This window comes from Arthrobacter sp. Cza30, from assembly GCF_059090765.1.
In genome coordinates this window covers 500,946-525,905 of sequence record NZ_JBNHGA010000003.1, presented here as the reverse complement: position 1 = coordinate 525,905, position 24,960 = coordinate 500,946, and the positions used below count along the sequence as shown (strand labels likewise).

Below are 24,960 nucleotides of genomic sequence, written 5' to 3'. Positions count from 1 at the left end.
GTAGCATCACTGACGGCGGCCTCGATCTGGCGCTGATCGAATGAGGTAATCGTGACAGAGAGACTGAAGGTCGCCGTTGTGGGGGCCGGGTATTGGGGTCCCAACCTCGCACGCAACTTCCGTGCGAGCATGGACTGGGAGCTGGCCTACATCTGCGACCTCGATCTCGGGCGTGCGCAGCGGGTCGCCGACTCGGTCGGCGGTGTCACCATCACCGCCCGGCTCGACGACGTGCTGGCAGACCCCACCGTCGACGCCATCGCCATCGCGACGCCGGCACGCACGCACCATCCGATCGCCCTCGCCGCGCTCGACGCAGGCAAGCACGTGATCGTGGAGAAGCCGCTCGCCGACGACCGCGAGCGGGGCATCGAGATGGTCGATCGCGCGCGCCGGCGTGGTCTCGTGCTGATGACCGATCACACGTTCTGCTACACCCCGGCGGTGCTGAAGATCCGCGAGCTCATCGCGGAGGGCTTCCTCGGCGACGTCCTCTTCGTCGACAGCGTGCGGATCAACCTCGGCCTCATCCAGCCGGATGTCGACGTCTTCTGGGATCTCGCGCCGCACGACCTGTCGATCCTCGACTTCGTGCTGCCCGGCGGGCTCGATGTCGATTCGGTCGCCGCGCAAGGCGCCGACCCGCTCGGCACCGGCAAGTCGTGCATCGGCTACCTCACTCTCCCGCTCGCGAACGGTGGCATCGCCCACGTGCACGTCAACTGGCTCAGCCCCACGAAGATCCGTCAGATGGTGATCGGCGGCACCAAGCGCACGCTCGTGTGGGACGATCTGAACCCCCAGCAGCGCGTCAGCGTGTACGACCGGGGCGTCGACCTGGCCCTCCAGTCGAAGGAGACCGCCGACGCCCGGGCCGCGAACATCTCATACCGACTCGGCGACACGTGGGCGCCTGCGCTCCCCGAGAAGGAGGCGCTGGCGAACGTCGCGGCCGAGTTCGCGGCGGCGATCCGCGAGGGACGGCCGGCGCGCACGAGCGGCGAATCGGGACTGCGCGTGCTGTCGGTTCTCGAAGCCGCAGCAGCCAGCCAGGCTTCGCACGGCGCGCCCGCGCCGGTCGCGGTTGCTGACAGCAAGGAGGAAGTGGCGGCATGACGACCCTCGAAGGCACGGATGTGCTGGTGACCGGCGGCGCCGGCACGATCGGATCCACTCTCGTCGACCAGCTGCTCGAGGCCGGCGTGGCTCACGTGGACGTGCTCGACAACCTCGTCCGCGGACGCCGCGCGAACCTCGACGACGCTCTGGCGACGGGCCGAGTCGACCTGATCGACGGCGACATCCGCGACGCCGGACTCGTGAACGACCTCACCGCAGGCAAGGACGTCGTGTTCCATCAGGCGGCGATCCGCATCACCCAGTGCGCCGAGGAGCCGCGTCTGGCCCTCGAGGTGCTCGTGGACGGCACCTTCAACGTCGTCGAGTCGGCCGCCAGGCACCGCGTGAAGAAGCTCATCGCCGCCTCCAGCGCCTCCGTCTACGGCATGGCGGAGGAGTTCCCCACCACCGAGCGCCACCACCACGAGAACAACGACACCCTCTACGGGGCGGCGAAGACGTTCAACGAGGGCTTGATCCGCAGCTTCCGGGCGATGCAGGGCCTGGACTACGTGCTGCTGCGCTACTTCAACGTGTACGGGCCGCGCATGGACGTCCACGGTCTGTACACCGAGGTGCTGGTGCGCTGGATGGAGCGGATCGCCGACGGGCGCCCGCCGCTCATCTTCGGCGACGGCCGGCAGACCATGGACTTCGTCTGCGTTCCCGACATCGCCCGCGCCAATGTGCTGGCCGCGAAGAGCGACGTCGTCGAGGGCACGTACAACATCGCCAGCGGCACCGAGACGAGCCTGCTGGAGCTCGCCGAGGCGCTGCTGCGCGTCATGGGCTCGGACCTCGGTGTCGAGCACGGGCCCGAGCGGGCCGTGAACGGCGTCGTCCGGCGCCTCGCGGACACGACAGCCGCGCGGCGCGATCTGGGGTTCGAAGCGACCATCGGCCTGGAGGACGGACTGCGCCAGCTCGTCGAGTGGTGGCGGCCCCTCCGCGACGAGATCGCAGCAGGCCGCACGGTGGTCGCATCATGAGCGAGCGCATCAATGTCATGGTGCCCTGGCTCGGACAGGAGGAAGCCGATGCGGTCGCCGAGGCGATCGCGAGCGGCTGGGTCGCCCAAGGACCGCGAGTGGCCCGGTTCGAGCAGGAGTTCGCGGAGGCCATGCAGGCCCGGTACGCCGTCGCCACGAGCAGCTGCACGACGGCGCTGCACCTCGCGCTCATCGTTGCGGGAATCGGCCCCGGCGACGACGTCGTCGTGCCGTCGTTCTCGTTCATCGCGACGACCAATGCGGTCCGGTACGTCGGTGCGAACCCGATCTTCGCGGACGTGGACCCGGTCACCGGCAACGTGACCGGTCACACCATCGCCGACGCGCTCACCCCGCAGACCCGCGCGGTCATCGCCGTCGACCAGGGCGGGGTGCCGGTCGACATCGACGACATCCGCTCCTTCACCGACCAGCTGAACATCGTCGTGATCGAGGATGCCGCGTGCGGCGCCGGCTCGATGTACAAGGGCCGGCCCGTCGGGGCGGCGGCCGAGATCGCCGCCTGGTCGTTCCACCCGCGGAAACTCCTCACCACCGGCGAGGGCGGGATGATCACCACGTCGAATCCGGATTGGGCCGACCGCGCACGGCGCCTGCGTGAGCACGCGATGAGCGTGTCGGCGGCCGACCGGCACGCTTCGGTGCTGCCGCCGGCGGAGGAGTACACCGAGGTCGGGTTTAACTACCGCATGACGGACCTCCAGGCGGCGGTCGGTCTGGTGCAGCTGGGGCGCCTGCCCGAGATCGTGCAGCGCCGGCGCGCGATCGCCGCTCGGTATCAGGAGGCGATCGCCGACATCCCGGGCCTTCGAGCCGTCGTCGACCCCGAGTTCGGGGCCAGCAACTTCCAGTCCTTCTGGGTGGAGGTCGGCGAGGGGTACCCGACGGATCGGGACGGCCTTCTCATGGCGCTCGCGAACGCCGACATCTCGGCGCGACGGGGCATCATGGCAGCGCACCGGCAGCAGCCCTACCGGGACCTCACCCCCGAGAGCGGTCTGCCCGTGACGGAGCTGCTCAACGACCGCACGCTGATCCTGCCGGTCTTCCACTCGCTGAGCGAACAGGATCAGGATCGCGTGATCGCGGTGCTGCGCACTCCCGGGGGTGCGGTGGCGTGACCGGTGTACTGCTCGTGGGGGCGAGCGGGCTGGCCCGAGAGGTGATCGCAGCGGGAATGACCGGCATCGTCGGCGTCCTCGATGACGACACGACGCTGCACGGCACGGACGTGGCAGGCATCCCGGTGGTGGGCGCGACGAGCGACGCGGCCGCGCGATCGGAGCAGCTGCTGGTGTGCGTCGGACCGAGCGCGTCACGGCGTCGTGTCATCGAACGCCTGTCGCAGCTGGGCGTGGCCGAAGACCGATACGCGATCTTCGTCGCGCAGTCGGCGCGCGTGGGCTCGACCAGCACCGTCGGTGCGGGCAGCATCCTGCTCGACAGCGTCGTGGTGACCGCCGATGCGCGCCTCGGCCGGCATGTCGTCGTGATGCCGAACTCGACGATCACACACGACGACGTCCTCGAGGACGGAGCGACGCTCGCGGCCGGGGTCGCTCTCGGCGGCAGCGTGCTCGTCGGCGAAGCCGCATATATAGGAATGAACGCGTCGGTGCGCCAGGGGGTCTCGATCGGCGCACACGCTACGGTCGGGATGGGAGCGGTCGTGCTGCGCGATGTGCCGCCGCAGGAAACGTGGGCGGGCGTGCCGGCACGCCGATTGGGGGGAGTCGCGTGAGCGAGAAGGTGCCGTTTCTGGATCTGGCCGCACAGTCGGCGGAGATCATCGACGAGGTCCTGCCGGTGTGGCAGGAGCAGCTCGTCGGCGCAGGGTTCATCGGGGGCCCTGAGATCTCCGCTTTCGAGCGGGAGTTCGCCGAGTACATCGGCGTCGAGCACGTCGTCGGCGTCTCCAACGGGACCGACGCCCTCGAGCTCGCGTTCCGCGCGGTCGGCGTGGAAGCCGGTGACGAGGTCATCGTCCCGGCCAACACCTTCATCGCGACGGCGGAAGCGGTATCCCGCATCGGCGCTCGCCCCGTGTTCGTCGACGTCGACGAGGAGCATCTGCTCATCGATCCGGATGCCGTCGAGGCGGCGATCACCGATCGCACCCGGGTGATCGCACCGGTCCATCTCTTCGGCCAGACGGCGCCGGTCGACCGCCTGCTGCCGATCGCCCAGCGGCACGGGCTGACGGTCGTCGAGGACGCCGCGCAGTCGCAGGGGGCGTCGTCCTCGGTCGGGCGCGCCGGCGCGATGGGCCGGGTCGCCGCGACCAGCTTCTACCCGGGGAAGAACCTCGGCGCCGCCGGTGACGCGGGAGCCGTCATGACCGACGACGCCGACGTCGCGGCCTATGTGCGCAACGTGGCCGCGCACGGGAGCACCATCAAGTACGTCCACGACCGCATCGGGATGAACGCGAGACTGGACGCGGTGCAGGCGCCGGTGCTGCGGGCGAAGCTGCGTCGGCTGGAGCGGTGGAACGAGCTCCGCCGCGCGGCCGCCGCACGGTACGACGAGCTGCTGGCCGACATCGAGGGCGTCCGCCGGCCGAAGGCGCGGCCAGGCAACACGGACGTGTGGCACCTGTATGTCGTCCGTGTCCACGACCGGGCCCGGATCGCGGCGACTCTCGCGGAGCGGGGCATCGCCACGGCGATCCACTACCCGACCCCCGTGCACCTGACGCAGGCCTACGCGGGCTTGGGCCTGCGCGCCGGCGCGTTCCCGGTGGCGGAGAAGGCGGCCGAGCAGATCCTGTCGCTGCCGATGTTCCCCCACCTGACAGCCGACCAGCAGCAGCGCGTGGCCGACGCGCTCGCCGTGGCGATCCGGGAGGCGTGACATGCAGGTCCAGCGTCCCGTCGCTCCGAAGCGGCGACCCCTCGTCTCGGTGGTGATCCCGCACTACAACTACGGGCAGTACCTGCCGACCTCGGTCGGGTCGGTCCTGTCGCAGCCCGGCGTCGACCTCGAGGTCATCATCGTCGACGACACCTCCTCGGACGGCAGTCTCCAGGTGGCGCGCCGCATCGCCGCGAGCGACGATCGCATCACCCTCGTCGAGCACGAGCAGAACATGCGTCATATCCGCACGTACAACGACGGGCTGTCGCGCGCCACCGGGGACTACGTGGTGCTCCTCTCAGCCGACGACGCACTGAGCCCGCGCTCGCTGCTCCGATCGGTCGCTCTGATGGAGGCGAACCCTGATGTGGGGCTGACGTACGGCCGCGTGGCATGGTTCGACGGCGACCTGCCGGAGTTCCCACCCGTGCGCTCCTGGTGGCAGGTGTGGAGCGGACGGGAGTGGATCGGCCGCCTCGCGCGGCGGGGCCGCAACGCGATCGCCAATCCCGAGGTGGTCATGCGCCGATCCGTCTACGACGACATCGGAGGCTACGACCCCGACTTCCCGCACGCGGCCGACATGTTCATGTGGCTGGAAGCGGCAGCGCGCTCGGACATCGGCTTCGTCGGGGGGCCGCACCAGGCCTTCTACCGCAACCACGGGGCCAACATGCATTCGACCGACTTCGGCGGGGTCCTCGACGACATGACGCAGGTCCGCGACGTCTACCGCAGGTTCTTCGCCGGCTCCGGTGCCGCGCTGGCCGGCGCAGCGCGGCTGCAGCGCATCGCAGACGACGCGGTGGCGCGCGAGGCGCTCCTGCGCGGTGCGCTGCTCGCCGCGGAGGGCGCGCCGCCCGAGACGCTGGCGGCCTTCCGGTCGTTCGCAGCCGAGACCTCGCCGCGCGCCCCCCGCACCCCCACGCATGCGTGGTCCGGGTGGGCGGGGTCCGGCCGGGACTCCCGCACGCGCATGGTGCGCGCCGTCGAAGATGTCCGCTGGCGCCTGCGGTGGCGTCGTACGAGCTACTTCGGCATGTGATGCGCACGCAGAATCCGACATCCATGACAGACCAGGACGGCGCAGATTCCCTGAAGGGAAGGGCGGTTCGCGGGGCGGCCTGGAGCAGCCTGAGCACGATCGTGCTGCGCCTGGGCGGCCTCGTCGTCGGCATCGTGCTCGCCCGCCTGCTCACCCCGGAGCAGTTCGGCATCTTCGCCGTGGCGCTCACGGTGCAGGGCATCCTCATGACGGTCGCCGATCTGGGACTTTCCGCCGACCTGATCCGCTCCGACGACCCGCGACGGATCGCTCCGACGGTCGCCTGTCTGGGACTGGTCAGCGGCGCGTTCCTCACCGTCGTGACCATGCTCTCCAGCTCGCTGCTCGCCGAGCTGCTGGGCAGCGCCGAGGCCGGGCCCGCGATCGCGGTGCTCGCGCTGACGCTGCTGCTGGCGGGCGGATCCGTCGTGCCTTTCGCGATGCTCGTACGCCAGTTCCGCCAGCGCGACCTCTTCCTGGTCGGCGTGGCCGACTTCGTGGTCTCGACCACCGTGACGCTGACCCTGGTCTTCCTGGGGTTCGGCGTCATGGGGCTCGCGATCGGTCGCGTCGCGGCGCAGGTGGCGTCATCGACGCTCCAGTTCGTGCTGGCGCGTGAGATCCCCCGCTACCGCGTCGACCGTTCGGTCGTACGTCCGGTGCTCGCCTTCGGTCTGCCCATCGCCGCGGCGAACCTCCTGTCATGGGCGCTGCTGAACGTCGACAACATCGTCCTGGCGCGGATCGCCGGTGCGGCGGCTCTCGGCTACTACGTGCTCGCCTTCAACATCTCCAGCTGGCCGATGAGCGCGCTGTCGCAGGTGGTGCGATCCATCGCGCTTCCGTACTTCTCGCGAGCGCGCGACGATTCCCGGGCGCTCGTGGTCGTCTCTTCGATCGCGTGGGCGGTGGCGCTTCCCGCGGGGCTGGTGCTGGCCGTGCTGAGCGGGCCGATCATCGAGGTCGTCTACGGCGCCAGGTGGCTGCCGGCTGCGCCGGTGCTCGCGGCGCTCGGCCTCTACGGGAGCCTGCGGGTGGTGTTCGACCTCTTCGGCGGGTACCTGTACGCCCGCGGCCAGTCGCGACCGGTCCTGTGGATCCAGATCGCCTGGCTGGTCGTCCTCGTCGGCGCGATGATCCCCGCCACCGCATATCTCGGCATCGTCGGGGCCGGGTGGGTGCATGTCGTGGTCGCCGCGGCGGTCATCCTGCCGCTCTACCTGGCGGTGCTGCGCCGGAGTGAGCTGAACCTCGGCGGGCTCTTCGCCGCCTGCACCGTGCCGACCGTCGGCGCCGTGCTCGCGGCCGGGGCAGCGGTGGTCGTGCAGGTGTTCGTGGACGACGCGCTCCCGGCGCTGCTGCTCGGGGGTGTGGCATCCGTGGGGGTGTACCTGCTCGTCGGCGGCCGCTGGCTGCTCGCGCGTGTGCGCGGCGTGCGACGAGCGGGGAAGGAGGATGCCGCATGACCGGCGTCCACGCGCGACGGCGCACGCTCCCAACTCGGCGGGTCGCTGCCGTACCCGGCCGCACCCGCGCGACCGTCTCGGTGGTGGTCCCCTGCTACAACTACGCGGAATACCTGCCTGCCGCCGTGGACAGCGCCCTCAGCCAGGACGGCGTGGATGTCGCCGTCATCGTGGTGGACGACGCCTCGACCGATGACAGCGCTCGTGTCGCGCGAGCGCTCGCCGAGCGCGACGGTCGCGTCACCGTGCTCGAGAACGAGACGAACCGGGGGCCGGTGGTCACCTTCAACCGCGGACTGGCCATGGCCGAGGGGGAGTACCTCGTGCGACTGGACGCGGACGACCTGCTCACGCCGGGATCTCTCGCCCGTGCCGTCGCCGTCCTGCAGGCGCTGCCGGAGGTGGGGCTCGTCTACGGTCATCCCCTGCACTTCTCCGGACAACGGCTGCCGGACGCGCGCTCCGAGGTCACCGGCTGGTACGTCTGGCAGGGACGTGACTGGGTGCGCGCCTCGTGCTCGATCGGCGCGAACTTCCTCACCTCTCCTGAGGCGGTCATGCGACGCGCGGTCGTGGACCGCGTCGGCGGTCAGCGCGACCTCGCCCACACGCACGACATGGAGATGTGGCTGCGGATCGCGTGCCACGCGGACGTCGCATACATCCGGGGCGCCGACCAGGCATGGCACCGTGAGCACGCGCGGAGCCTGTCGACGGCCGCGCAGGACCCCCTCGTCATCCTGCACGAGGTCAGGGGCGCCTTCGACGCCTTGTTCGAGGACGACGGGCACGTCGAGGGGGCGGCGGAGCTGCGTGCGGTGGCGCGGCGAGCGCTCGCCGAGGAGGCGCTGGATCAGGTGCAGCGCGCCCTCGACCGCGGAACGGTGACGCCGCACGATCAGGCGCTGCGGAACTTCGCAGCCGAGTGCGATCCCACCGTGCGCATGCGCGCGCGGTGGCGCCGCCAGGGACGAGCGATCGAGCGCCTGGGACGTGCGCGCGCTCTCACTCGGGCGAGGGGCGTCCTCGGTCGGGCGCGGCGACGGCTCGGAATGGCGATGCTCCGCGGACGGTGGCACAGGACCGGGGTCTACGTGGCCCTCGCGACGGCACCTCGAGGAGGTTCACGATGAGCGGCGGCACGGCGGGACGACGCGTGGCGGCGGCGCTCTCGACGGTGCGGCGTGCCCGTGCTGTCGGCATCCGGGGACTGATGCAGCGGGTCGCGCGCCGCGCCTACGAGAGCACCGGCGCCGCGAGCCTGCGGTTCAACCTCGCCCTCGACGATGTGCTCGCCGACGTGCCGTCGAGCCTTGCCATGCCGACCGCGCACGTGCCACGGGATCGCCCCATGGTCGTCGGGTGGGTGATCACTCCGCCGGCCCCCGGCTCGGGGGGACACACGACGATCTTCCGGATGGTGGAGGCGCTCGAGAAGAAGTCGCATCGCGTGGTGCTGTTCGTCTACGACCGCCACGGCCTCGACGTCGATCGCCTCACCGAGCGGATCCGCACCCACTGGCCCCGCGTGCGCGCCGAGGTCAGGGACGCGCGCCGTGGCATCGCCGACGTGGACATCGCCGTGGCCACCGCGTGGGAGACGGCGCACGTGCTCGTCCGGTACGGCCGGGCGCCGATGCGGCGGGCCTACTTCATCCAGGACTACGAGCCCTACTTCTACGGTCACGGCGCCCAGTACGAGTTCGCGGCGATGACCTACCGGCTGCCGCTGCGGCGCATCGCCCTCGGAGAGATGCTCGGCGAGATGATCCGCGAAGAGACGGGGAGCGCCTCGGATGTGATCCCCTTCGGCTGCGACTCGTCGGCGTACCACCCGCCGGCCAGCCCGCACCGGCGGCGGGGCATCGTGTTCTACTCCCGTCCCGCCGACCAGCGACGGGGCTACGAGCTCGCGTGCGTCGCGCTGCGGGCGTTCCACCGGAAGCACCCCGACCAGGAGATCCACGTCTACGGCGAGAAGCCCAGCGGGCTGGACGTGCCGGTGACCTTCCACGGATGGCTCCCGGCCGCCGCCTTGAACGACCTGTACGGACGCACGGTGGCGGGACTGGCGATGTCGTTCACGAACATCACCCTGGTCGCCGAGGAGATGCTCGCCGCGGGGAACATCCCCGTGGTCAACGACATGCCCCTCGCGCACACGGTGCTCACAAGCCCGGAGGTCCGCTGGGCCGAGCCCACCGGGGAAGCGCTCGCGCAGGCCCTCAGCGAGGCCGTGAGCGCCCCCGACATCGAAGCCCGCGCGCGCCGAGCGGCAGCATCCGTGTCGGAGCGCTCATGGGAACCCACCTACGACGCGCTGATCGCAACGATCGAGGAAGAGGTCTACGGAGCATGACCAAGCGCAACGCGAACGACGCGCCGCCGCACATCCTGATCATCGTCCAGAACCTCCCCGTGCCGCTGGACCGGCGCGTGTGGCTGGAATGTCAGGCGCTCATCGCGCGCGGCTACCGCGTCAGCGTGATCTGTCCCAAGGGCCCGGGCGACCCGGCGCGGCAGCACATCGACGGCGTCGACATCTACAAGTACAAGCCGGCCCCCGAGGCGGAGGGCCTGCTCGGCTTCGCGTGGGAGTTCGCGTACAGCTGGGTGCGCACCGCATGGCTCACGCTCGCGGCGCGACGGCGCGGCCGGTTCGACGTCATCCAGGCGTGCAACCCGCCCGACACGTACTGGCTGCTGGCGCTGCTGTGGCGGCCGTTCGGGGTGCGGTTCGTCTTCGACCACCACGACCTCAACCCCGAGCTGTTCATCTCGCGCTTCGGTCAGCCGACCGGCTTGCTGAAGAAGCTCGAGTACTGGGGTCTGCGGTGGCTGGAACGCCGCACGTTCCGCGCCGCCGACCGGGTCATCTCGACGAACGAGTCCTACAAGGCCGTCGCCGTGCGCCGCGGCGATCGGCGGCCGGGTCACGTCACCGTCGTGCGCAGCGGTCCCGACACGCAGCAGATGCGCCCGATCTATCCTGCGCACCCGCACGCCGAGGGGGTCGTGAATCTCGCCTACCTCGGCATCATGGGTCCGCAGGACGGCGTCGACCAGGTGCTGCTGGTGATGGACGAGCTCGTGCACAAGCGCGGGCGCACCGATGTCACCGCGACGCTCCTCGGCTTCGGCGACTGCCTCGAGGACCTCAAAGCCCAGTCGACGCGTCTGGGACTCGACGACCGCGTGACCTTCACGGGGCGCGTCGACCGGGTCGCGATCGCCGAGCACCTGAGCGCCGCCGACATCGGACTGAGCCCCGACCTGAAGACGCCGCTCAATGACCTGTCGACGATGAACAAGACGATGGAGTACATGTCGTACGGGCTCCCCGCCGTCTCGTTCGACCTCGTCGAGACGCGCGTTTCGGGTGAGGATTGCGTCGTGTACGTGCCCTCCGGCGACATCGCGGCGTTCGCCGACGCCGTCGAGGCGCTCGCCGACGACCCGGAGCGGCGCGTCGCGCTGGGCGCGAAGGCCCGCAGGCGCGTGTCCGAGGTGCTCGACTGGCGCCCTCAGGCCGAGGCCTACGTGCGCGTCTTCGACGAGCTGACCGGGTTCGCGCAGCCGGGTCCCGCCGTGCCGTCCGCCGACGGCACGGCCGTCGCGGACGCCCAGGGCCGTCGCTACGTGCCCCTCGACGACACCGCGGAGTTCGAGCGCTACCTGCGGGAGAGGAGGGCGCTGTGATCCGCACGAACGTCCACGACCTGCTGGCGCAGCAGGCAGCCGCGCGACCGGATGCCTCCGCCCTGACCTACCGGGACGCCACCGTCACGTACGCCGACGTCTGGCGCTGCGCGCGCGCGGCCGCCGCGCAGCTGCGCGACCTCGGAGTGCAGCGCGGCGACCGGGTGGCGATCTACCTCGAGAAGCGTCTGGAGACCGTCGCGGCGATCTTCGCCGCCTCCGCCGCCGGCGCCGTCTTCGTGCCGATCAACCACGTGCTCAAGCCCCTGCAGGTGGGTCACATCCTCGCCGATTCCGCAGCGAGCGTGCTCGTCACGTCGGCCGACCGTCTCGGGCAGCTGGCGGCCGCCCTCGCCGGTTCGCAGGTCGCCCACGTCATCGTCGTCGGCGACGCCGTGCCGGAGGCATCCGGCGATCATGGTGTGCACGGCTGGAACGACGGACACGCCGCCGACGGCGACCCCGGGCCGTCCGCGGTGATCGACGTCGACCCGGCCGCGATCCTGTACACCTCGGGAAGCACCGGCAAGCCCAAGGGTGTCGTGCTCAGCCACCGCAACCTCATCGTCGGCGCCGAGAGCGTGAGCACGTACCTCGGCAACACCGCCGACGACGTCATCCTGAGCGTGCTGCCGCTGAGCTTCGACGCCGGCCTCAGCCAGGTGACCACCGCGTTCGCGGTCGGCGCCCACTGCGTGCTCATGAACTACCTCCTCCCGCGCGACGTGCCGAAGCTCGCCGCGGCCCACGGCGTCACGGGCATCACGGCGGTGCCGCCGCTGTGGCTCCAGCTCGCCGACGTCGACTGGCCGACCGACGCCGCGCGACGGATCCGCTACTGGGCGAACACCGGCGGACGGATGCCGCGAGCGACCCTCGACCGGCTGCGGGGCATCTTCACCGAGGCCTCGCCCTTCCTGATGTACGGCCTCACCGAGGCGTTCAGATCGACGTACCTGGATCCCTCGCAGGTCGACATCCGACCCGGATCGATAGGCAAGGCGATCCCGAACGCCGAGATCCTCGTCCTCCGTCCCGATGGCACGCCGTGCGACCCGGGAGAGCCGGGCGAGCTCGTCCATCGCGGCGCCCTCGTGGCGCTGGGGTACTGGAACGACCCGGAGCGCACCGCGCAGCGCTTCCGGCCGGTCCACCATCCCGGGCAGGAATGGCGTGCACCCGAACTCGCCGTGTGGTCCGGCGACACCGTGGTGGCCGACGAGGAGGGCTTCCTCTCCTTCGTCGGTCGCGCCGACGACATGATCAAGACGTCGGGGTACCGCGTCAGCCCGACAGAGGTCGAGGAGGCCGCCTACAGCAGCGGGCTCGTGCGCGATGTCGTCGCAGTCGGGGTCGACGATCCCGCGCTCGGCCAGCGCATCGTCCTGGTCGTGACGCCCGCGGACGGGCAGCTCACCGAGGCGTCGCTCGTCGCGGCGCTGCGGCCGCTGCTGCCTGCGTACATGATCCCCTCCCGCGTGGTGATCCGCGACGACCTGCCGCGCTCGCCGAACGGGAAGTTCGACCGTCCTCTCATCAGATCGGAGGTGTCGGCATGACGCCGCACGAGCACGCCGAGCCGTTCGGAGTCGTCGACGGAGAGCTGCGGGTGGGCGGGATGCCGCTCAGCCGTCTCGCCGCCCGTGTCGGGTCGACGCCGTTCTTCGCCTACGACCGCGGTCTGCTCGACGAGCGCGTCGCGACGCTGCGTGCTGCGCTGCCGGAGCGACTGCAGCTGAGCTTCGCGATGAAGGCCAACCCGATGCCGGCGGTCGTGCACCACCTGGCGAGCCGGGTGGACCGCATCGACGTCGCGTCGGCGGGGGAGATGCAGCACGCCCTCGATGCCGGCATCCGTCCCGAACGCGTCAGCTTCGCCGGCCCTGGCAAGACCGTGGCGGAGGTGCGCCAGGCCGTGGCGGCCGGCATCATCGTCGAGATCGAGTCCGCCACCGAGCTGCGGCGGGCCATCGCCGCGGGCGAGGAGCTGGGCATCCGTCCGACGGTGGCCATCCGGGTGAATCCCGACTTCGCCGTCAAGGGATCCGGGATGCGGATGGGCGGGGGCGCCCAGCAGTTCGGCGTCGACTCCGAGCAGGTCCCGGCGCTGCTGAGCGAATTCGCCGGGGCGGTGGACGTGCTGGGGTTCCACGTGTTCGCCGGGTCCCAGAACCTCAACGCCGAGATCATCGCCGAGGCGCAGCGCAAGACCGTCGATCTGGTGACGGTCCTCGCGGAGCATCTGCCCACGCCGATGCGGTACCTCAATCTCGGCGGCGGCTTCGGCATCCCGTACACCGAGAAGGACCGGCCGCTGGACCTCGGCGCGGTCGCGGCCAACCTCCGGGAGCTCGTGGACGGTCCCATCGCCGAGCGCTTCCCCGAGGCCGATCCGGTCGTGGAGCTCGGCCGGTACATCGTCGGCGAGAGCGGCGTGTACGTCACGCGGGTCGTCGACCGCAAGGTCTCGCGCGGCAAGACGTTCCTCGTGGTCGACGGCGGCATGCACCATCAGCTGGCGGCATCCGGCAACTTCGGCCAGGCCATCCGCCGCAACTACCCGCTCGTCGTGGGCAACCGCATCGAGACCGCCGCAGACGAGGCGGTCACGGTGGTCGGATGCCTCTGCACGCCGCTGGACCTGCTCGGCGACGACGTGCGGCTGCCTGACGCGCGGATCGACGACCTCATCGTCATCTTCCAGGCCGGCGCGTACGGTCTGACCGCCAGCCCGACCGCGTTCCTCGGGCACCCGGCACCCGCCGAGGTGCTCGTATGATGTACCGATTCCGCAGGCCCGCAGCCTGCCCTACCCGAACGAGGAGCCCACGATGACCGCCACGCTCGACGCCGTCCGCGCCGTGCTGATCGACGCTCTCGAGCTGCAGCAGTCGCCCGAAGACCTGCAGCCCGACACCGCCCTGTTCGGCTCGCTTCCCGAGCTGGACTCCTTCGGCGTCGTGACACTCGTCGGTGCGCTCGAGGACCGCTTCGACATCACCATCGACGACGACGAGTTCGGCGCCGAGCTGTTCGAGACCGTCGGGACGCTGACCTCCTTCGTGGACCAGAAGCTCGCGGCCTGATCGCGACCCCGGTCAGGACGACGCGTCGGCGCCTGTGAGCTCCGGCTCCTCGGCGTCGAGGCGACGGACGACGCGGGCGGGATTGCCCATGACCACCGTGTCGGGGGCGACGTCCTTCATCACCACGGAGCCCGCGCCGACCACGGCGCCGCGGCCGATCGTGACGCCCGGCAGCACGATCGAGTTCGCACCGACCCACGCGCCCCGGCCGATGCGCACCGGCTCGCGGGTGAGCGTGCCGGCGCGCTTATCGGGTCCGCCGAGATCGTGCGACCCGGTGACGACGAGCACGTTCATCCCGATCGATGCGCCGTCCTCGACGACGACGGGTGCCGACCCGTCGAGGAAGACGCCGCGGTTGATCGAGCAGTTGCGGCCGATGACGATCCGCCTGCTGCCGATGAAGCCGCGGGCATCGATGATCGAGCGGCGGACACGGATGCCCGAAAGACGCAGCAGCACCCACCGCAGGTGATCGGGCACGACCCCGGAGGCGATGATCCCGTTCACCCAGAGGTTGAACAGATGGCGCTGCAGCAGCGACCCCAGTCTGCGAACGATCCGCTGTGCTTCCCCCACGCCGCTAGCATAGGGGCGCCCGCGCGCGTCGCGCACCGCCCGTCACCGCTGCGGTGCAGCGCCCGCCGGCGAGTCGTGGCGCCGAGCCGACCGGTTCTGCCCGCTCACCTCGAGTACGACCACGGCGGCCACGGTGAGGAAGCCGCCGATCGCCAGGGTCATCCCGATCGCCCGCACACGGCTTCCCCGGACCTCTTCGACGACGGGGGACTCCGGAGACATGCGGGCGGTGATGTAGTCCTCGGCGGGGACGTTCTGCTCTTGCTGGAGCGACTGCAGCTCGCGCTGGAGCGCGTCGGCGGCAGAGGAGATCCGCTCCTGCACCTGCGACGGCGAATCGCCGATCGCATCGATGAGCACGATCTGGTTCTCGAAGCTCGAGACCCACTGCGTCCCGGTGTCCAGAAGTCCGATCCAGGTCGTCTCGCCGACGTCGGCGGCGCCCACCAGGTTGGCGACGGGGCTGCCGTACTTGAGCTCTTCGCGGGCGCCCTCGACGCGCTTGACGACGGCGCCCGCCGTCACGATCAGAGCCTCCGTCTGGGTGACGAGCTCGTTCGGATAGCGTGCGCTGGGCGGGGCGAGGAACACCATCTCGGTGCGGGCATGGAACACCGGCTCCGCGCGGGTGCCCAGGACGGCTGCGCCCAGGGTCAGCGCCACCCCGAGCAGGACGATCGGCCAGCGCCGCAGGAGCAGCTGCACGAGCTGAGCGAGCGTCATCTGTTTCCCACCGACTTCCAGGCGCTTTGCGATACGGTATGACCGCCAGGTGAAGACTAGTCGCGTCAACTGCAAGAACGCCGCGCGATCGGGTCGTTCTCCGATGGCCGATTCGACAGGGGGGAGTCGACGTGGGGCTGCGTGAGGTTCTGGGGGCCTTGGGTCGCCGGTGGTACATCCTGTTCATCGGACTCGCGCTGACAGCGGGAGGCGCGTGGTACGTGCCACAGGTGAGTCCCCCGGACTACACCGCGCGAGGACTGGTGCTGCTGCTCCCGCCGAACAGCGGGGATCCGGCGGCCCAGTTCAACCCCTTCCTGGAGCTGGGTGGACTCGATCTCACCTCCCGCGTCCTCGTGGCGACGTATTCCAGCACCTCCTTCAAGGAGGAGATCGAGGATCTCTCGCCCACCGCGGAGGTGGAGGTCGGCATCGACGAGTCCACGCGCGGCGGAGTCGTCTCCATCACCGCGATCGACGTCAGCAACCGGAAGGCGCTGGACGCGCTGGACTACGTCGTGGCGTCCGTCCCCGAGCGGATGGCGGCGCTGCAGACAGAGGTCGGTGTCGCCGAGACAGCCGCCGTACGCACGATGACGCTGGCTGTCGACAGCGAAGCAGAAGCCGACTACCAGACGCTCATCCGGCTCCTTGTGATCGTGATCGGCGGCGGCATCGCCCTGACCGCACTCTTCGCGCTCGTGCTGGACGCGCTGCTGGTCCGTCGCTCTCGTCGAGGGGTGGACAGATCGGAGCGACGAGGCGGTGACGGAGATTCCGAGCCCGATGAAGAGCTGCTCGACGTGCCGTCGGCATCCGAGCAGCGCCCCGTGGGAGCCAGGAAGTCGTCGCTCGTCGGCAGTTCGCAGCCGGCCATCGCGCGCCGCGCGGTCCCCGGGGCGCTTCCGGCACAAGACCGCGTGGTATGAGCCAGACGGCATTCCAGGGTGCCGCCGTCACGCGCGACGGCCCACAGCCGCGTGAGCGGTCCTTCGACGTCGTCTCGTGGCTGACCCTCTACCTGGTCGCCCTGCTCGCCATTCCGTCGCGCCTCGTCGTCGGACCGCTCGGCAGCGCGGGTGCGCCGTCGATGCTCATCGGCCTGGTGAGTCTGGCGATCTGGGTGACGTTCCTCATCGTCCGCCGCCGCTCGGCCGTCTCGCTCTTCTTCCATCCGATGCGCTGGGCGCTGTGCGCGCTCATCCTCGTCAGCGGGATCTCGTACGCCCTGGCGATGTCGCGACCCATCAACAGCGACGAGGTGAGCCCGGCCGACGTGGCGATGCTCGCGCTGCTGTCGTGGGCCGGCACGTTCCTGCTCGCCTCTGATGGAATCCCCACGCGCGCACGCGCCGAGGAGCTACTGTGGCGCATCGTGCTCGCGGGTGGCCTGCTGGCCGTCCTGGGCCTGGCCCAGTTCGTCGCCGAGGTGCCCTTCACCGATCGCATCGCGATCCCGGGTCTGACCGAGGCCGCCAGCTCCGACCTGTTCGTCCGCAACGGTCTGGTCCGCCCGAACGGCACGGCGACGCACCCCATCGAGTACGGCGCGATCCTCGCGATGATCCTGCCGCTCGCGCTGTATGTCGCGATGCGGCACAGCAGCCGGCTCTGGGTGCGCTGGCTGCCGGTGTCGGCCATCGTCGTGGTCATTGGCATCTCGGGGTCGCGTTCGGCCTACCTGTGCGCCCTCGCGGGCGTGCTGGTCAGCTTCTTCGCGTGGACGCCCGTCCTGCGCCGCTGGCTGCTGGGGTTGGGACTGGCCGGACTCGTCGTCGTCGCGCTCGTGTATCCGAGACTCATGCGCGTCGTCGTGGAGCTGTTCGACAACCCCGAGGACGACCCGAGCATCACATCGCGGACCGACAGCTTCGAGCTCGCCTGGGCGTTCCTGGCCGACCACCCCTGGTTCGGGCGAGGATTCGGCACGTTTCTTCCGAAGTACCGGATCTTCGACAACCAGTACCTGGTGCAGCTGGTCAGCGTCGGAGTCATCGGCACGCTTGCGCTCGTGGCGATCGCCGTCGTCGCGATCACCGAGATGCGTCGGTTCTCCCGGCGCGCCGGCGGTGCGGCGGTGATCCCGACGCGCGAACTGGCAGCGGCGCTGTCCGGAGGTGTGATCGCGGGCTTCGTCAGCATGCTCTTCTTCGACGCGTTCGCGTTCCCGATGACGATGGGCACGCTGTTCCTGATACTCGGGCTCATCGGCGCGCTCGCGCGGCAGGACCGCGAGGCCGACGTGCTCTGGCGCTGACGGCTAGAGTCGGACGCCTTCGAGCCATTCGGGGCCGCGGGCCTGTCGCCACCGAGCCGGGCGGAGCAGGTCCCGAAGCGCTGCGCGACTGGTCGCCTTGCCGAGCACGGCCCGACTGGCCTCGCGCACGATGAGCGCCGACAGGAAGAGCAAGGACGACACCGGACCGTGGCGACGCGCGTAGAGGCGGGCCTTGTTCGAAACCAGCAGCGACCACAGCCGCGGTGACACGGCCGACTCGCCCTTCAGATGCTGGGCGACGGCGGACGGCACGTACAGCACGGTGAAGCCGTGTTCGCGCACGCGCAGGTCGTACTCCGTCTCCTCCGAGTACAGGAAGTACGACTCGTCCCACGGGCCGCACACCGTCCAGCACTCGGCGCTGATGAGCTGGGTCGACCCCTCCGCCCAGTCGGTGACGCGTGGTGACTCGTACAGCTCGGGGTCGGCGACGATCTCCCCCAGCGACCCGAGCGTGCCGGCACGCTCGGCACCGATGAGAGCGTCGGCCCAGACGGAGGCGAGACTCGGCTCCCGTCGCATCGACCACACGAGCTGCCCGTCGGCGCCGATCAGGCGAGGCACGGCGATTCCGACACCGCCCCCGAGGGCTCCGGCGAGGGTGGCCAGGCAGCCCGGCTGCAGCCGCACGTCGGCGTTCAGGATCAGGTAGGCGTCCTGGTCTCCGGCGGCGCGGACGGCCGCGTTCAAGCCGCCGGCGTAGCCCAGGTTGGCGCCGGTCTCCACGACGACGGCATCCGGGGCGCACCGCGCGATCTCGGCGACCGTCCCGTCCGATGAGGCGTTGTCGGCGAACACCAGGGTCCAGTCGGTGCCGTCCGCGCCCGCTGGGATGGAGGCGACGAGGTCTTCGATCAGGGCGGCGCTGTTGAAGGTGACGACACAGATGGCGACTCTGGGGCGGTTCACGATGCTCCTGGTCCTTCGTCAGTTCGGGCGGCGACGGCCCGGGTGCTGTCGTCCTTGCCCCAGCCGCCCCCCTCGCGCGCGGCGCGCCGCGCCTGGACCGCGGCGAGCACGGTGAGCGCGAGATAGGGAACCGCAGCGGCGACGAGGTGCGGATGCGCGGCCACGACGTCGCGAAGCCATGCCCAGCGGTCGCTGGTGCGCACCTGGCCGCCCAGCGCCGCGCGCATCTCGGCGTTGCCCCGGCGCACGCGCACGAGGCGTCGCAGCAGCGCGCGGGTGGTGTAGGGGGCCTCGACCACGATCTCGACATCGTCGGCCACGGCCCGCTCCGCATCGGTGAACAGGGAGTCGAGGAAGAGGTCGTCGGCGATCATGCTCGGGAACTCGTCGAACCGCCCCCGCCCCGCCTCCGACAGCGCGATCATGCCGCGCCCGAACAGGCCCTTCCGGAAAACCGGCAGACGCTCGTTGATCGCGAAATACGCCCGCACCATCAGCGGCCGCCCCGCGAGGGCGATCCGCCGTCGGGGAACCGCGGCGAGGATGCCGGGGGACTGCAGTTCGCGCAGCAGGGACGCCAGTCCATGCGGCGGAACGACGATGTCGGCATCCAGATAGATCCGCGGCATCGACCGGGCGACCGCGTCGGCGGCGTTCAGCGCGCCGGCCTTCCCCGGTTCGGGCCGGTCGAGGACGGTGACGCCAGCTCGTTCCGCCCGCTCGACGGTGCGATCGTCGCAGCCGTTGGCCGAGACGATGATCTCGGCCGGGACGTCCGTCTGCGCTTGAAGGGCGTCCAGGCACGCGCCGATGACGGCTTCTTCGTTGTGGGCGGCGATCACGACGCTCACCATTCGCAGTTCCCCTCCCCGGCGTGCTGCGTCACGCACCGAGAAGCAGGCTATCGTCCGCGGGGGTTCTTCGCGAAGCGCATCTGCCCGCATACGGGAAGTGGCCCGTCCGGAGATTCCGGACGGGCCACTTCCACATTCGCGAGACTCAGCCTCGCTCGGTGTTGCAGGCCTGCGCACGCACGGTGGTCGGCTGACCAGCGCTGTCGAGGCGGACGATGTCGGCGCTCCACGCCGACAGGGCCGAGCAGCGCACCTCCATCGGGCCGTAGCCCCACTTGTTCTCGACGATCTTGAGGTTCTTGACGCTTCCCGCCATGCCGAGGCGGAAGGGGAAGCCGCCGCCGCTGACGAGCAGACCGTCGATGTCGACCGAGGTGTTGCCCTGACCGCTGGGGTAGAAGAACGGCGCGGTGCCGTAGCAGCCCTCCTCCTGGAAGACGATGCTCGTGTTGCGAACGGTCACCGAGTTGCCGTCGTATCCCTGCACGCCGTCGCCGTGCCAGTCGTTGCACACGTCGGGCGAGACGATGCGGACGAAGGAGTCGATGGCCGTGACCGGGCCGCAGCCATTGCTCTTGCCGCCGACACGGAGTCCCTCGGGTGCGCCGTCGATGAACACGTTGTCCACGGTGTAGCCGCCGGGGGCGATCACGGGCGCATCGCTCGAGTTCGTCGCGCCGCTGCGCGTGAAGCTGGAGTCCGCGACGGTGAGTCCGTTGAAGCAGGAGCCGCTGGAGTAGTTGGTCACGTTGGCGTTGATGCCCTGGATGCGACGAAGCGTCACGTTCGGGGCGGTCACCAGGATGGTGCCGTTGGTGATCTTCAGATCCTCCACGACGGCGCCGGGCGTGCTGACGCGGTAGGTGCCGGTCACCTCGCGTGCCGGCGTCCAGCCGGCCGGGAGGCCCGTGTTGGAGGCGGTCGGGAAACCGCTCTTCTCACCGTTGTCAGGCGCCGGTGCGGGCGTCGTCGGCGCAGGCGCCGACGGGGCCGGCGCGGGGGCAGACGGAGCCGGTGCGGGCGCGGACGGAGCCGGCGCGGGCGCGGACGGAGCCGGCGCGGGCGCGGACGGAGCCGGCGCGGGCGCCGACGGGGTCGGGTTGGTGGCCCCGGAGGTGGTGGACGGGGCGTACACGACGTCGACCAGGTAGTTCGAGCCCTGGTACGTGCTCGTCGGCACCTTCGAGGTCGTGCCGTAGCGGTAGACGCCGGCACCCGCCTTCAGGGTGAACCCGTTCTGCGTGCGAGGGGACGTCAGGTCCTTCTCGATGACGGGGTACTGGCCCTTGGGCGCGTTGTAGGAGGCGACGTACGTCGACCCGGCGCGAAGGGCGACGGGCTTGGTGAGGGGGATGGTGCGCCAGCCGGCCGTCTGCGTCGACGCGAAGGAGACCTGCGCGAGGACCTTCCCATCGGACGACCACAGTGTGGCCTTGTTGACGCCCTGCGCCCGCGGACCCTGGTAGTACTGGATGCCCGTCACGGAGCCCGACTTGTCGGGGCTGAAACGGATGCCGAGCTCGACCGCGTTGCGGTCGCTGTCGGCCGCAGTACGGGGCTGCAGGTTGTCGGCGAAGATGCCGATGGACGAGGACGAGGAGGCGGGGGCGGCGATGGCTGGGCCCACGGCCAGCCCCGTCATGGCGAGGGCGGCGGCGATGCCCGCGGCTACCCCCATGCGGAGTTTGGTGTTGCGCCGACGGCGACGGAGGTCAGAACGAGATGCGTAATCAGTCATAGAGGATTCAGTCGAGGAACATTCGGGCAACTAGGAGTATTGCGTAGACCCCTCGACCGTCCCGCGAGATTATAAAAGCCTCACGGATCGTTCGCCGGTTGGACATTCGGCGGCTTCTGTGGCTCAGGGCCGACGAGTGGCGGGGGAACGGATGTCGCAAAAGCCGACGATGACACGGTATTGGATGGCCGCCGGATCGGCCATCTACCTCGTGATCGCCGGGCTCGTGCTCACCCTGCCGGTCTCGTACCGAGACGTGGTCGCAGCGATCGGCGGTTGGCTCCGCTCGAATCTGGGAATCAGCTGGTTCGGGACGGGGTGGATCGAGTTCGGTGCGAACATTCTCATCTTCCTGCCCCTCGGACTGCTCCTGACGCTCCTCGTGGGCCACCACTGGTGGGGGGTGCTGCTGGCGCTGGGTGTCTCCGCTCTGGCCGAGCTGGCGCAGCTCGTCATCCCCTCGCGCCAGCCCAGCCTGCGCGACATCATCGCCAACGTCCTGGGCGCCGGGATCGGCGCGGCGATCGCCTGGCTGATCATGCGCCGAAGCGCGACCGCGCAACGGAGGCCTGCCGTCAGCCGGTGACCACGGCGGGCGACCACGCGTGCTCGATCAGCACCTCGGGCTCGCCCGAGCCGTCCGACGCCAGCGACCACACGTCGGTGTCGCCCGCGGCGTCGGCTCGGGGCATTCCGTACAGGACGGTCGCGTCGTCGAGCCAGGCGATCTGGTCGTCGACGCTGCGGGTCTCGGGCAGCAGCGTCACTGCGCCCGTCGTGAGATCCATGATCGCCGGCGTCCAGTGCACGGTGGGGCCACCGCCGCCGGTCACCTTCTTGAAGGCGATCCTGGTTCCGTCCGGAGACAGGGAGGGACATTCGACGTCCTCGGCGATCGCCGTCAGGGTGCGCGCCGCGATGTCGCCCTGCACGAGGTAGGTTCGACCGGCGGTCGTGAGCCCCGCGGTGGCGTAGAAGGTGTTCTCGTCGGCGAAGGTGACGCCCCAGAAGTTGCGATCCACGGGCGCGCTCGGTGCGCCGTCGAGGATGAAGGTCCAGTGCTCGAGGTTGCCGAAGTCCTCCCCGTCGGTCCCGCGGATGACTGTCTCGGTGGAGAAGCCGATGGTGGCGTAGGAGTGTCCGGTGACGAACGCCGTCGTGGCGATCCGGGTGCCGTCCGGAGAGATCCGGGTCCGGCTCGGGATGCCGGGAAGCGGCCATTCCTGCACCGCCGTCCCATCGGCGAAGAAGGTGGCGCTGTAGCGGGGGACGATCCCTCGCTCCGTCTGCAGACAGACCAGCTCGTCCTCGGTGGCGTCCAGGCGGTCGCAGACCTGCGGCGCGACCTCGCGGGCGCCTGAGGGGTCCTCGAGCAGCACACTCGCGACGTGGCCGTAGCCCTCGCCGGACGCGGTGTTGCGGAACACGATCCGGTCGCCGCCCCAGTCGGTGGGCGCGGACGTCTCGACGGCGCTGGGCGCGTTCTGCCGGCTCTGGTACTGCTGCCAGCCGAGGAGCCCGACGATGGCCGCGCCGCCGAGCGCGACGAGCGAGATGAGGCCGACGAGCAGCCATTTCGCGCGGTCGCTCATGCGTCTGCGCGCTCCGCGACGGCTCCGCGCTGGGCGAGGAAGGGACGGAGGAGCACCGCCACCAGCGGGATCGCGATGAGCAGCACGCCCGCGACGGCCAGCACCGACGTCTCGCGCCCGAACGCGAACCACAGGAAGCCGAAGGCGACGGCGGAGACGAACCGTGCGACCGCCACGACCGTCTGGGCGGCACCGATGCCGGTCGCGTGCGTCTCGGGCGTGGTCAGCTGAGCCACGAGCGCCGAGAGCACGCCGTCGGTGGCCGCGTAGAACGCGCCCAGGAAGACCAGGCACAGCACGGTGGCCGCGATGTCGGCGATCGGGAGGGCGGCCACGACGTACGCGGCGAGCAGCCCGGCGTGGCCCCACACGAAGACCCGGGCCCGCCCGACCCGGTCCGCCAGCCGCCCGAGCGGGATCGCGAGTGCCAGGAACGCGATGTTCGTCCCGACGTAGAGCAGCGGGAACCACTGCGCGGCGAAGTCGCTGCGTGCCTGCAGAACGAGGTAGATGAACCCGTCGCCGATGGTGAGGAGCCCGAGGATGCCGGCCGCCGCCAGCACACGGCGCATCGGACCCTTCGTGACGACGTTCCAATCGAAACGGCGTCGTGGCGTGGCATCCGGGTCGGCGTCACGCCGGCGACTGCGCACGTTGGGAACGACCACCGCGAGGATGGCAACCCCGATCACGGCGAACGACAGCGACACCGCGAACACCGTCTGATAGCCGTCCGGGATCACCAGGAGGATGAGGAAGGCCAGCAGCGGACCCACCGCCGCGCCGATGTTGTCGAGGGTGCGGTGCACGCCGAACGACATGCCGAGGCTGTCGCGGTCGGACGCCGCCGTGATGAGCGCGTCGCGGGGCGCGGTGCGGATGCCTTTGCCGATGCGATCGGCGGTGATGACGGCCATGATCGCGGCGAAACCGGTCGCGAAGAGCAGGCCCACGCGCGCGACCGCCGCCACGGCGTAGCCGACGAAGGCGACCCACTTCGGCTGATCGATCCGGTCGGAGGTGTACCCGGCGGCGATGCGCACGACCGCGCTGACCCCCTGATAGATGCCGTCCAGGAAGCCGAAGGCGATCGTCGACAGGCCGAGCACCCCTGTGATGTACAGCGGCAGGATCGCCGAGACCGACTCGGAGGAGATGTCCGTCAGCATCGAGACGATGCCGAGCGTCACCACGGTGGACGACACCGTCCGCACCCCGCGGCGGCGGGGCGCGGCGGGTTCCTGCTGTGCGTCGGTCTCGGGGCCCGGCTTGTGCGAGAAGGAGATGTACACGTCGGTCCTCAGCTTGTCCGGAACACGCCGTGGATCATGTACACCGTCCCTGTTCCCGAGGCGGGTGTGAACGCCAGCGACAGCGACTCGAACGTGCTCGCGTAGGCCAGGGCGCCGTCGGCCCCGCCGGGCTGAGGGAGCAGGCCCAGCGACGCCCATAGCTCGGCGTAGTGGCGGCTCACCTCTTCTCGCGTCGCGTCCGTCCGGGCGATGAGCGACACCTGCATGCGGTCGCCCTCGGTGGAGATGGAGCTTTCCACGACGTCCGAACCGGCGGCGGGCCCCATGACGTCGACCGGATACCCGTCGACAAGCTGCCCCTGGTCGGACGCCGAGTCCGGCAGCGGCGGCGTCACCAGAGGGGTCGAGGGCTCCAGCGGCGGGATCCGGTCGGACACGCCGCCACCCTCGGGCGGCAGCACTTCGCTGCCGGTCGTGGGCGTCGCCTCCGGGACGGGCCCCGGAGTCGCCGCGGACGTCGCGCTCGGCGTCGCCGTCGGTGACGTGGTCTCACGCGCGGGCGCCGTGAACAGCCATACGGCGATGCCGACGCCGATCAGCGCCACCACACCCACCGCGGCGAGCACTCCCCACATGCCGGGGCTCAGCGCACCACGAGCCCTCGGCGTCCCCGGCGCTTCCTTCTGCTCGCTCATGCGCTCGGCGCACCCGTCGTTCTCACGCGAACCCCCCAGTTCAACTGCCATAACGTTA

24 protein-coding genes are annotated in these 24,960 nt (G+C 70.4%); 16 read left to right on the top strand and 8 right to left on the bottom strand.

Annotated elements, in window-relative coordinates; all coding sequences use genetic code 11:
• The first annotated feature begins 51 nt into the window (after positions 1-51).
• From AC5RVZ_RS12000 to AC5RVZ_RS11940, 13 genes are read left to right on the top strand one after another with little or no spacing between them, the layout of a single operon-like run.
• Positions 52-1,116 carry a Gfo/Idh/MocA family protein gene (locus AC5RVZ_RS12000; protein ID WP_494065983.1) on the top strand — a complete coding sequence of 355 codons (1,065 nt, stop codon included), beginning with the start codon at positions 52-54 and terminating at the stop codon, positions 1,114-1,116.
• Complete coding sequence (locus tag AC5RVZ_RS11995; RefSeq protein WP_494065982.1) at positions 1,113-2,108, top strand: NAD-dependent epimerase/dehydratase family protein; 996 nt, start codon at positions 1,113-1,115, stop codon at positions 2,106-2,108. Before AC5RVZ_RS12000 ends, AC5RVZ_RS11995 begins: the two co-directional genes overlap by 4 nt.
• Positions 2,105-3,250, top strand: coding sequence for a DegT/DnrJ/EryC1/StrS family aminotransferase (locus tag AC5RVZ_RS11990; protein WP_494065981.1), 1,146 nt, complete (start codon positions 2,105-2,107; stop codon positions 3,248-3,250). The genes AC5RVZ_RS11995 and AC5RVZ_RS11990 overlap by 4 nt, the downstream gene beginning before the upstream one ends.
• Positions 3,247-3,870: a NeuD/PglB/VioB family sugar acetyltransferase gene (locus AC5RVZ_RS11985; protein ID WP_494065980.1), complete on the top strand. Its 624-nt coding sequence runs from the start codon at positions 3,247-3,249 to the stop codon at positions 3,868-3,870. Before AC5RVZ_RS11990 ends, AC5RVZ_RS11985 begins: the two co-directional genes overlap by 4 nt.
• A complete protein-coding gene (locus tag AC5RVZ_RS11980) occupies positions 3,867-4,982 on the top strand; it encodes a DegT/DnrJ/EryC1/StrS family aminotransferase (protein WP_494065979.1) in 1,116 nt (371 codons plus the stop codon). The genes AC5RVZ_RS11985 and AC5RVZ_RS11980 overlap by 4 nt, the downstream gene beginning before the upstream one ends.
• Before the next feature lies 1 nt (position 4,983).
• The gene (locus tag AC5RVZ_RS11975; protein WP_494065978.1) at positions 4,984-6,030 is read left to right on the top strand and encodes a glycosyltransferase family 2 protein; all 1,047 of its coding nucleotides are present in this window, start codon (positions 4,984-4,986) and stop codon (positions 6,028-6,030) included.
• A gap of 23 nt (positions 6,031-6,053) precedes the next feature.
• Positions 6,054-7,496 carry an oligosaccharide flippase family protein gene (locus AC5RVZ_RS11970; protein ID WP_494065977.1) on the top strand — a complete coding sequence of 481 codons (1,443 nt, stop codon included), beginning with the start codon at positions 6,054-6,056 and terminating at the stop codon, positions 7,494-7,496.
• Positions 7,493-8,629: a glycosyltransferase family 2 protein gene (locus AC5RVZ_RS11965; RefSeq protein WP_494065976.1), complete on the top strand. Its 1,137-nt coding sequence runs from the start codon at positions 7,493-7,495 to the stop codon at positions 8,627-8,629. Before AC5RVZ_RS11970 ends, AC5RVZ_RS11965 begins: the two co-directional genes overlap by 4 nt.
• Complete coding sequence (locus tag AC5RVZ_RS11960; RefSeq protein WP_494065975.1) at positions 8,626-9,855, top strand: rhamnosyltransferase WsaF family glycosyltransferase; 1,230 nt, start codon at positions 8,626-8,628, stop codon at positions 9,853-9,855. Before AC5RVZ_RS11965 ends, AC5RVZ_RS11960 begins: the two co-directional genes overlap by 4 nt.
• Positions 9,852-11,195 (top strand): glycosyltransferase family 4 protein, encoded by a 1,344-nt coding sequence (locus AC5RVZ_RS11955; protein WP_494065974.1) that lies wholly within the window; start codon positions 9,852-9,854, stop codon positions 11,193-11,195. The genes AC5RVZ_RS11960 and AC5RVZ_RS11955 overlap by 4 nt, the downstream gene beginning before the upstream one ends.
• A complete protein-coding gene (locus AC5RVZ_RS11950) occupies positions 11,192-12,754 on the top strand; it encodes an acyl-CoA ligase (AMP-forming), exosortase A system-associated (RefSeq protein ID WP_494065973.1) in 1,563 nt (520 codons plus the stop codon). Before AC5RVZ_RS11955 ends, AC5RVZ_RS11950 begins: the two co-directional genes overlap by 4 nt.
• Positions 12,751-13,974: a pyridoxal-dependent decarboxylase, exosortase A system-associated gene (locus tag AC5RVZ_RS11945; protein ID WP_494065972.1), complete on the top strand. Its 1,224-nt coding sequence runs from the start codon at positions 12,751-12,753 to the stop codon at positions 13,972-13,974. The genes AC5RVZ_RS11950 and AC5RVZ_RS11945 overlap by 4 nt, the downstream gene beginning before the upstream one ends.
• A gap of 52 nt (positions 13,975-14,026) precedes the next feature.
• Positions 14,027-14,281 (top strand): acyl carrier protein, encoded by a 255-nt coding sequence (locus tag AC5RVZ_RS11940; RefSeq protein ID WP_494065971.1) that lies wholly within the window; start codon positions 14,027-14,029, stop codon positions 14,279-14,281.
• 12 nt (positions 14,282-14,293) lie between these two features.
• Here the strand turns inward: AC5RVZ_RS11940 and AC5RVZ_RS11935 are convergent, their stop codons facing one another.
• Positions 14,294-14,860, bottom strand: coding sequence for an acyltransferase (locus AC5RVZ_RS11935; RefSeq protein ID WP_494065970.1), 567 nt, complete (start codon positions 14,858-14,860; stop codon positions 14,294-14,296).
• A gap of 42 nt (positions 14,861-14,902) precedes the next feature.
• A complete protein-coding gene (locus tag AC5RVZ_RS11930) occupies positions 14,903-15,583 on the bottom strand; it encodes a YveK family protein (RefSeq protein WP_494065969.1) in 681 nt (226 codons plus the stop codon).
• Positions 15,584-15,714: 131 nt separating this feature from the next.
• Between AC5RVZ_RS11930 and AC5RVZ_RS11925 the strand changes: the two genes are divergently transcribed.
• Together AC5RVZ_RS11925 and AC5RVZ_RS11920 are read left to right on the top strand one after the other, a co-directional pair.
• A complete protein-coding gene (locus tag AC5RVZ_RS11925; protein WP_494065968.1) occupies positions 15,715-16,512 on the top strand; it encodes a YveK family protein in 798 nt (265 codons plus the stop codon).
• On the top strand, positions 16,509-17,840 hold the full coding sequence (locus AC5RVZ_RS11920) for an O-antigen ligase family protein (RefSeq protein WP_494065967.1): 1,332 nt from the start codon (positions 16,509-16,511) through the stop codon (positions 17,838-17,840). Before AC5RVZ_RS11925 ends, AC5RVZ_RS11920 begins: the two co-directional genes overlap by 4 nt.
• A gap of 3 nt (positions 17,841-17,843) precedes the next feature.
• Here the strand turns inward: AC5RVZ_RS11920 and AC5RVZ_RS11915 are convergent, their stop codons facing one another.
• The 3 genes from AC5RVZ_RS11915 to AC5RVZ_RS11905 form a co-directional block, all read right to left on the bottom strand.
• Positions 17,844-18,770 (bottom strand): glycosyltransferase family 2 protein, encoded by a 927-nt coding sequence (locus AC5RVZ_RS11915; protein ID WP_494065966.1) that lies wholly within the window; start codon positions 18,768-18,770, stop codon positions 17,844-17,846.
• A complete protein-coding gene (locus AC5RVZ_RS11910; RefSeq protein WP_494065965.1) occupies positions 18,767-19,624 on the bottom strand; it encodes a glycosyltransferase family 2 protein in 858 nt (285 codons plus the stop codon). The genes AC5RVZ_RS11915 and AC5RVZ_RS11910 overlap by 4 nt, the downstream gene beginning before the upstream one ends.
• Positions 19,625-19,769: 145 nt before the next feature.
• Positions 19,770-21,302 (bottom strand): DUF4082 domain-containing protein, encoded by a 1,533-nt coding sequence (locus AC5RVZ_RS11905; protein WP_494065964.1) that lies wholly within the window; start codon positions 21,300-21,302, stop codon positions 19,770-19,772.
• Positions 21,303-21,531: 229 nt separating this feature from the next.
• Here AC5RVZ_RS11905 and AC5RVZ_RS11900 point away from each other — a divergent pair, with 229 nt between their 5' ends.
• Positions 21,532-21,948, top strand: coding sequence for a VanZ family protein (locus AC5RVZ_RS11900; RefSeq protein WP_494065963.1), 417 nt, complete (start codon positions 21,532-21,534; stop codon positions 21,946-21,948).
• Here AC5RVZ_RS11900 and AC5RVZ_RS11895 read toward each other — a convergent pair.
• From AC5RVZ_RS11895 to AC5RVZ_RS11885, 3 genes are read right to left on the bottom strand one after another with little or no spacing between them, the layout of a single operon-like run.
• Positions 21,938-22,954, bottom strand: a complete 1,017-nt coding sequence (locus AC5RVZ_RS11895; protein WP_494065962.1) for a TolB-like translocation protein — start codon at positions 22,952-22,954, stop codon at positions 21,938-21,940. The genes AC5RVZ_RS11900 and AC5RVZ_RS11895 overlap by 11 nt on opposite strands.
• A complete protein-coding gene (locus tag AC5RVZ_RS11890) occupies positions 22,951-24,246 on the bottom strand; it encodes an MFS transporter (protein ID WP_494065961.1) in 1,296 nt (431 codons plus the stop codon). The genes AC5RVZ_RS11895 and AC5RVZ_RS11890 overlap by 4 nt, the downstream gene beginning before the upstream one ends.
• Positions 24,247-24,254: 8 nt before the next feature.
• Entirely contained in the window at positions 24,255-24,902 is a 648-nt protein-coding gene (locus AC5RVZ_RS11885; RefSeq protein ID WP_494065960.1) for a hypothetical protein, read from the bottom strand.
• Between the last annotated feature and the right edge of the window lie 58 nt (positions 24,903-24,960).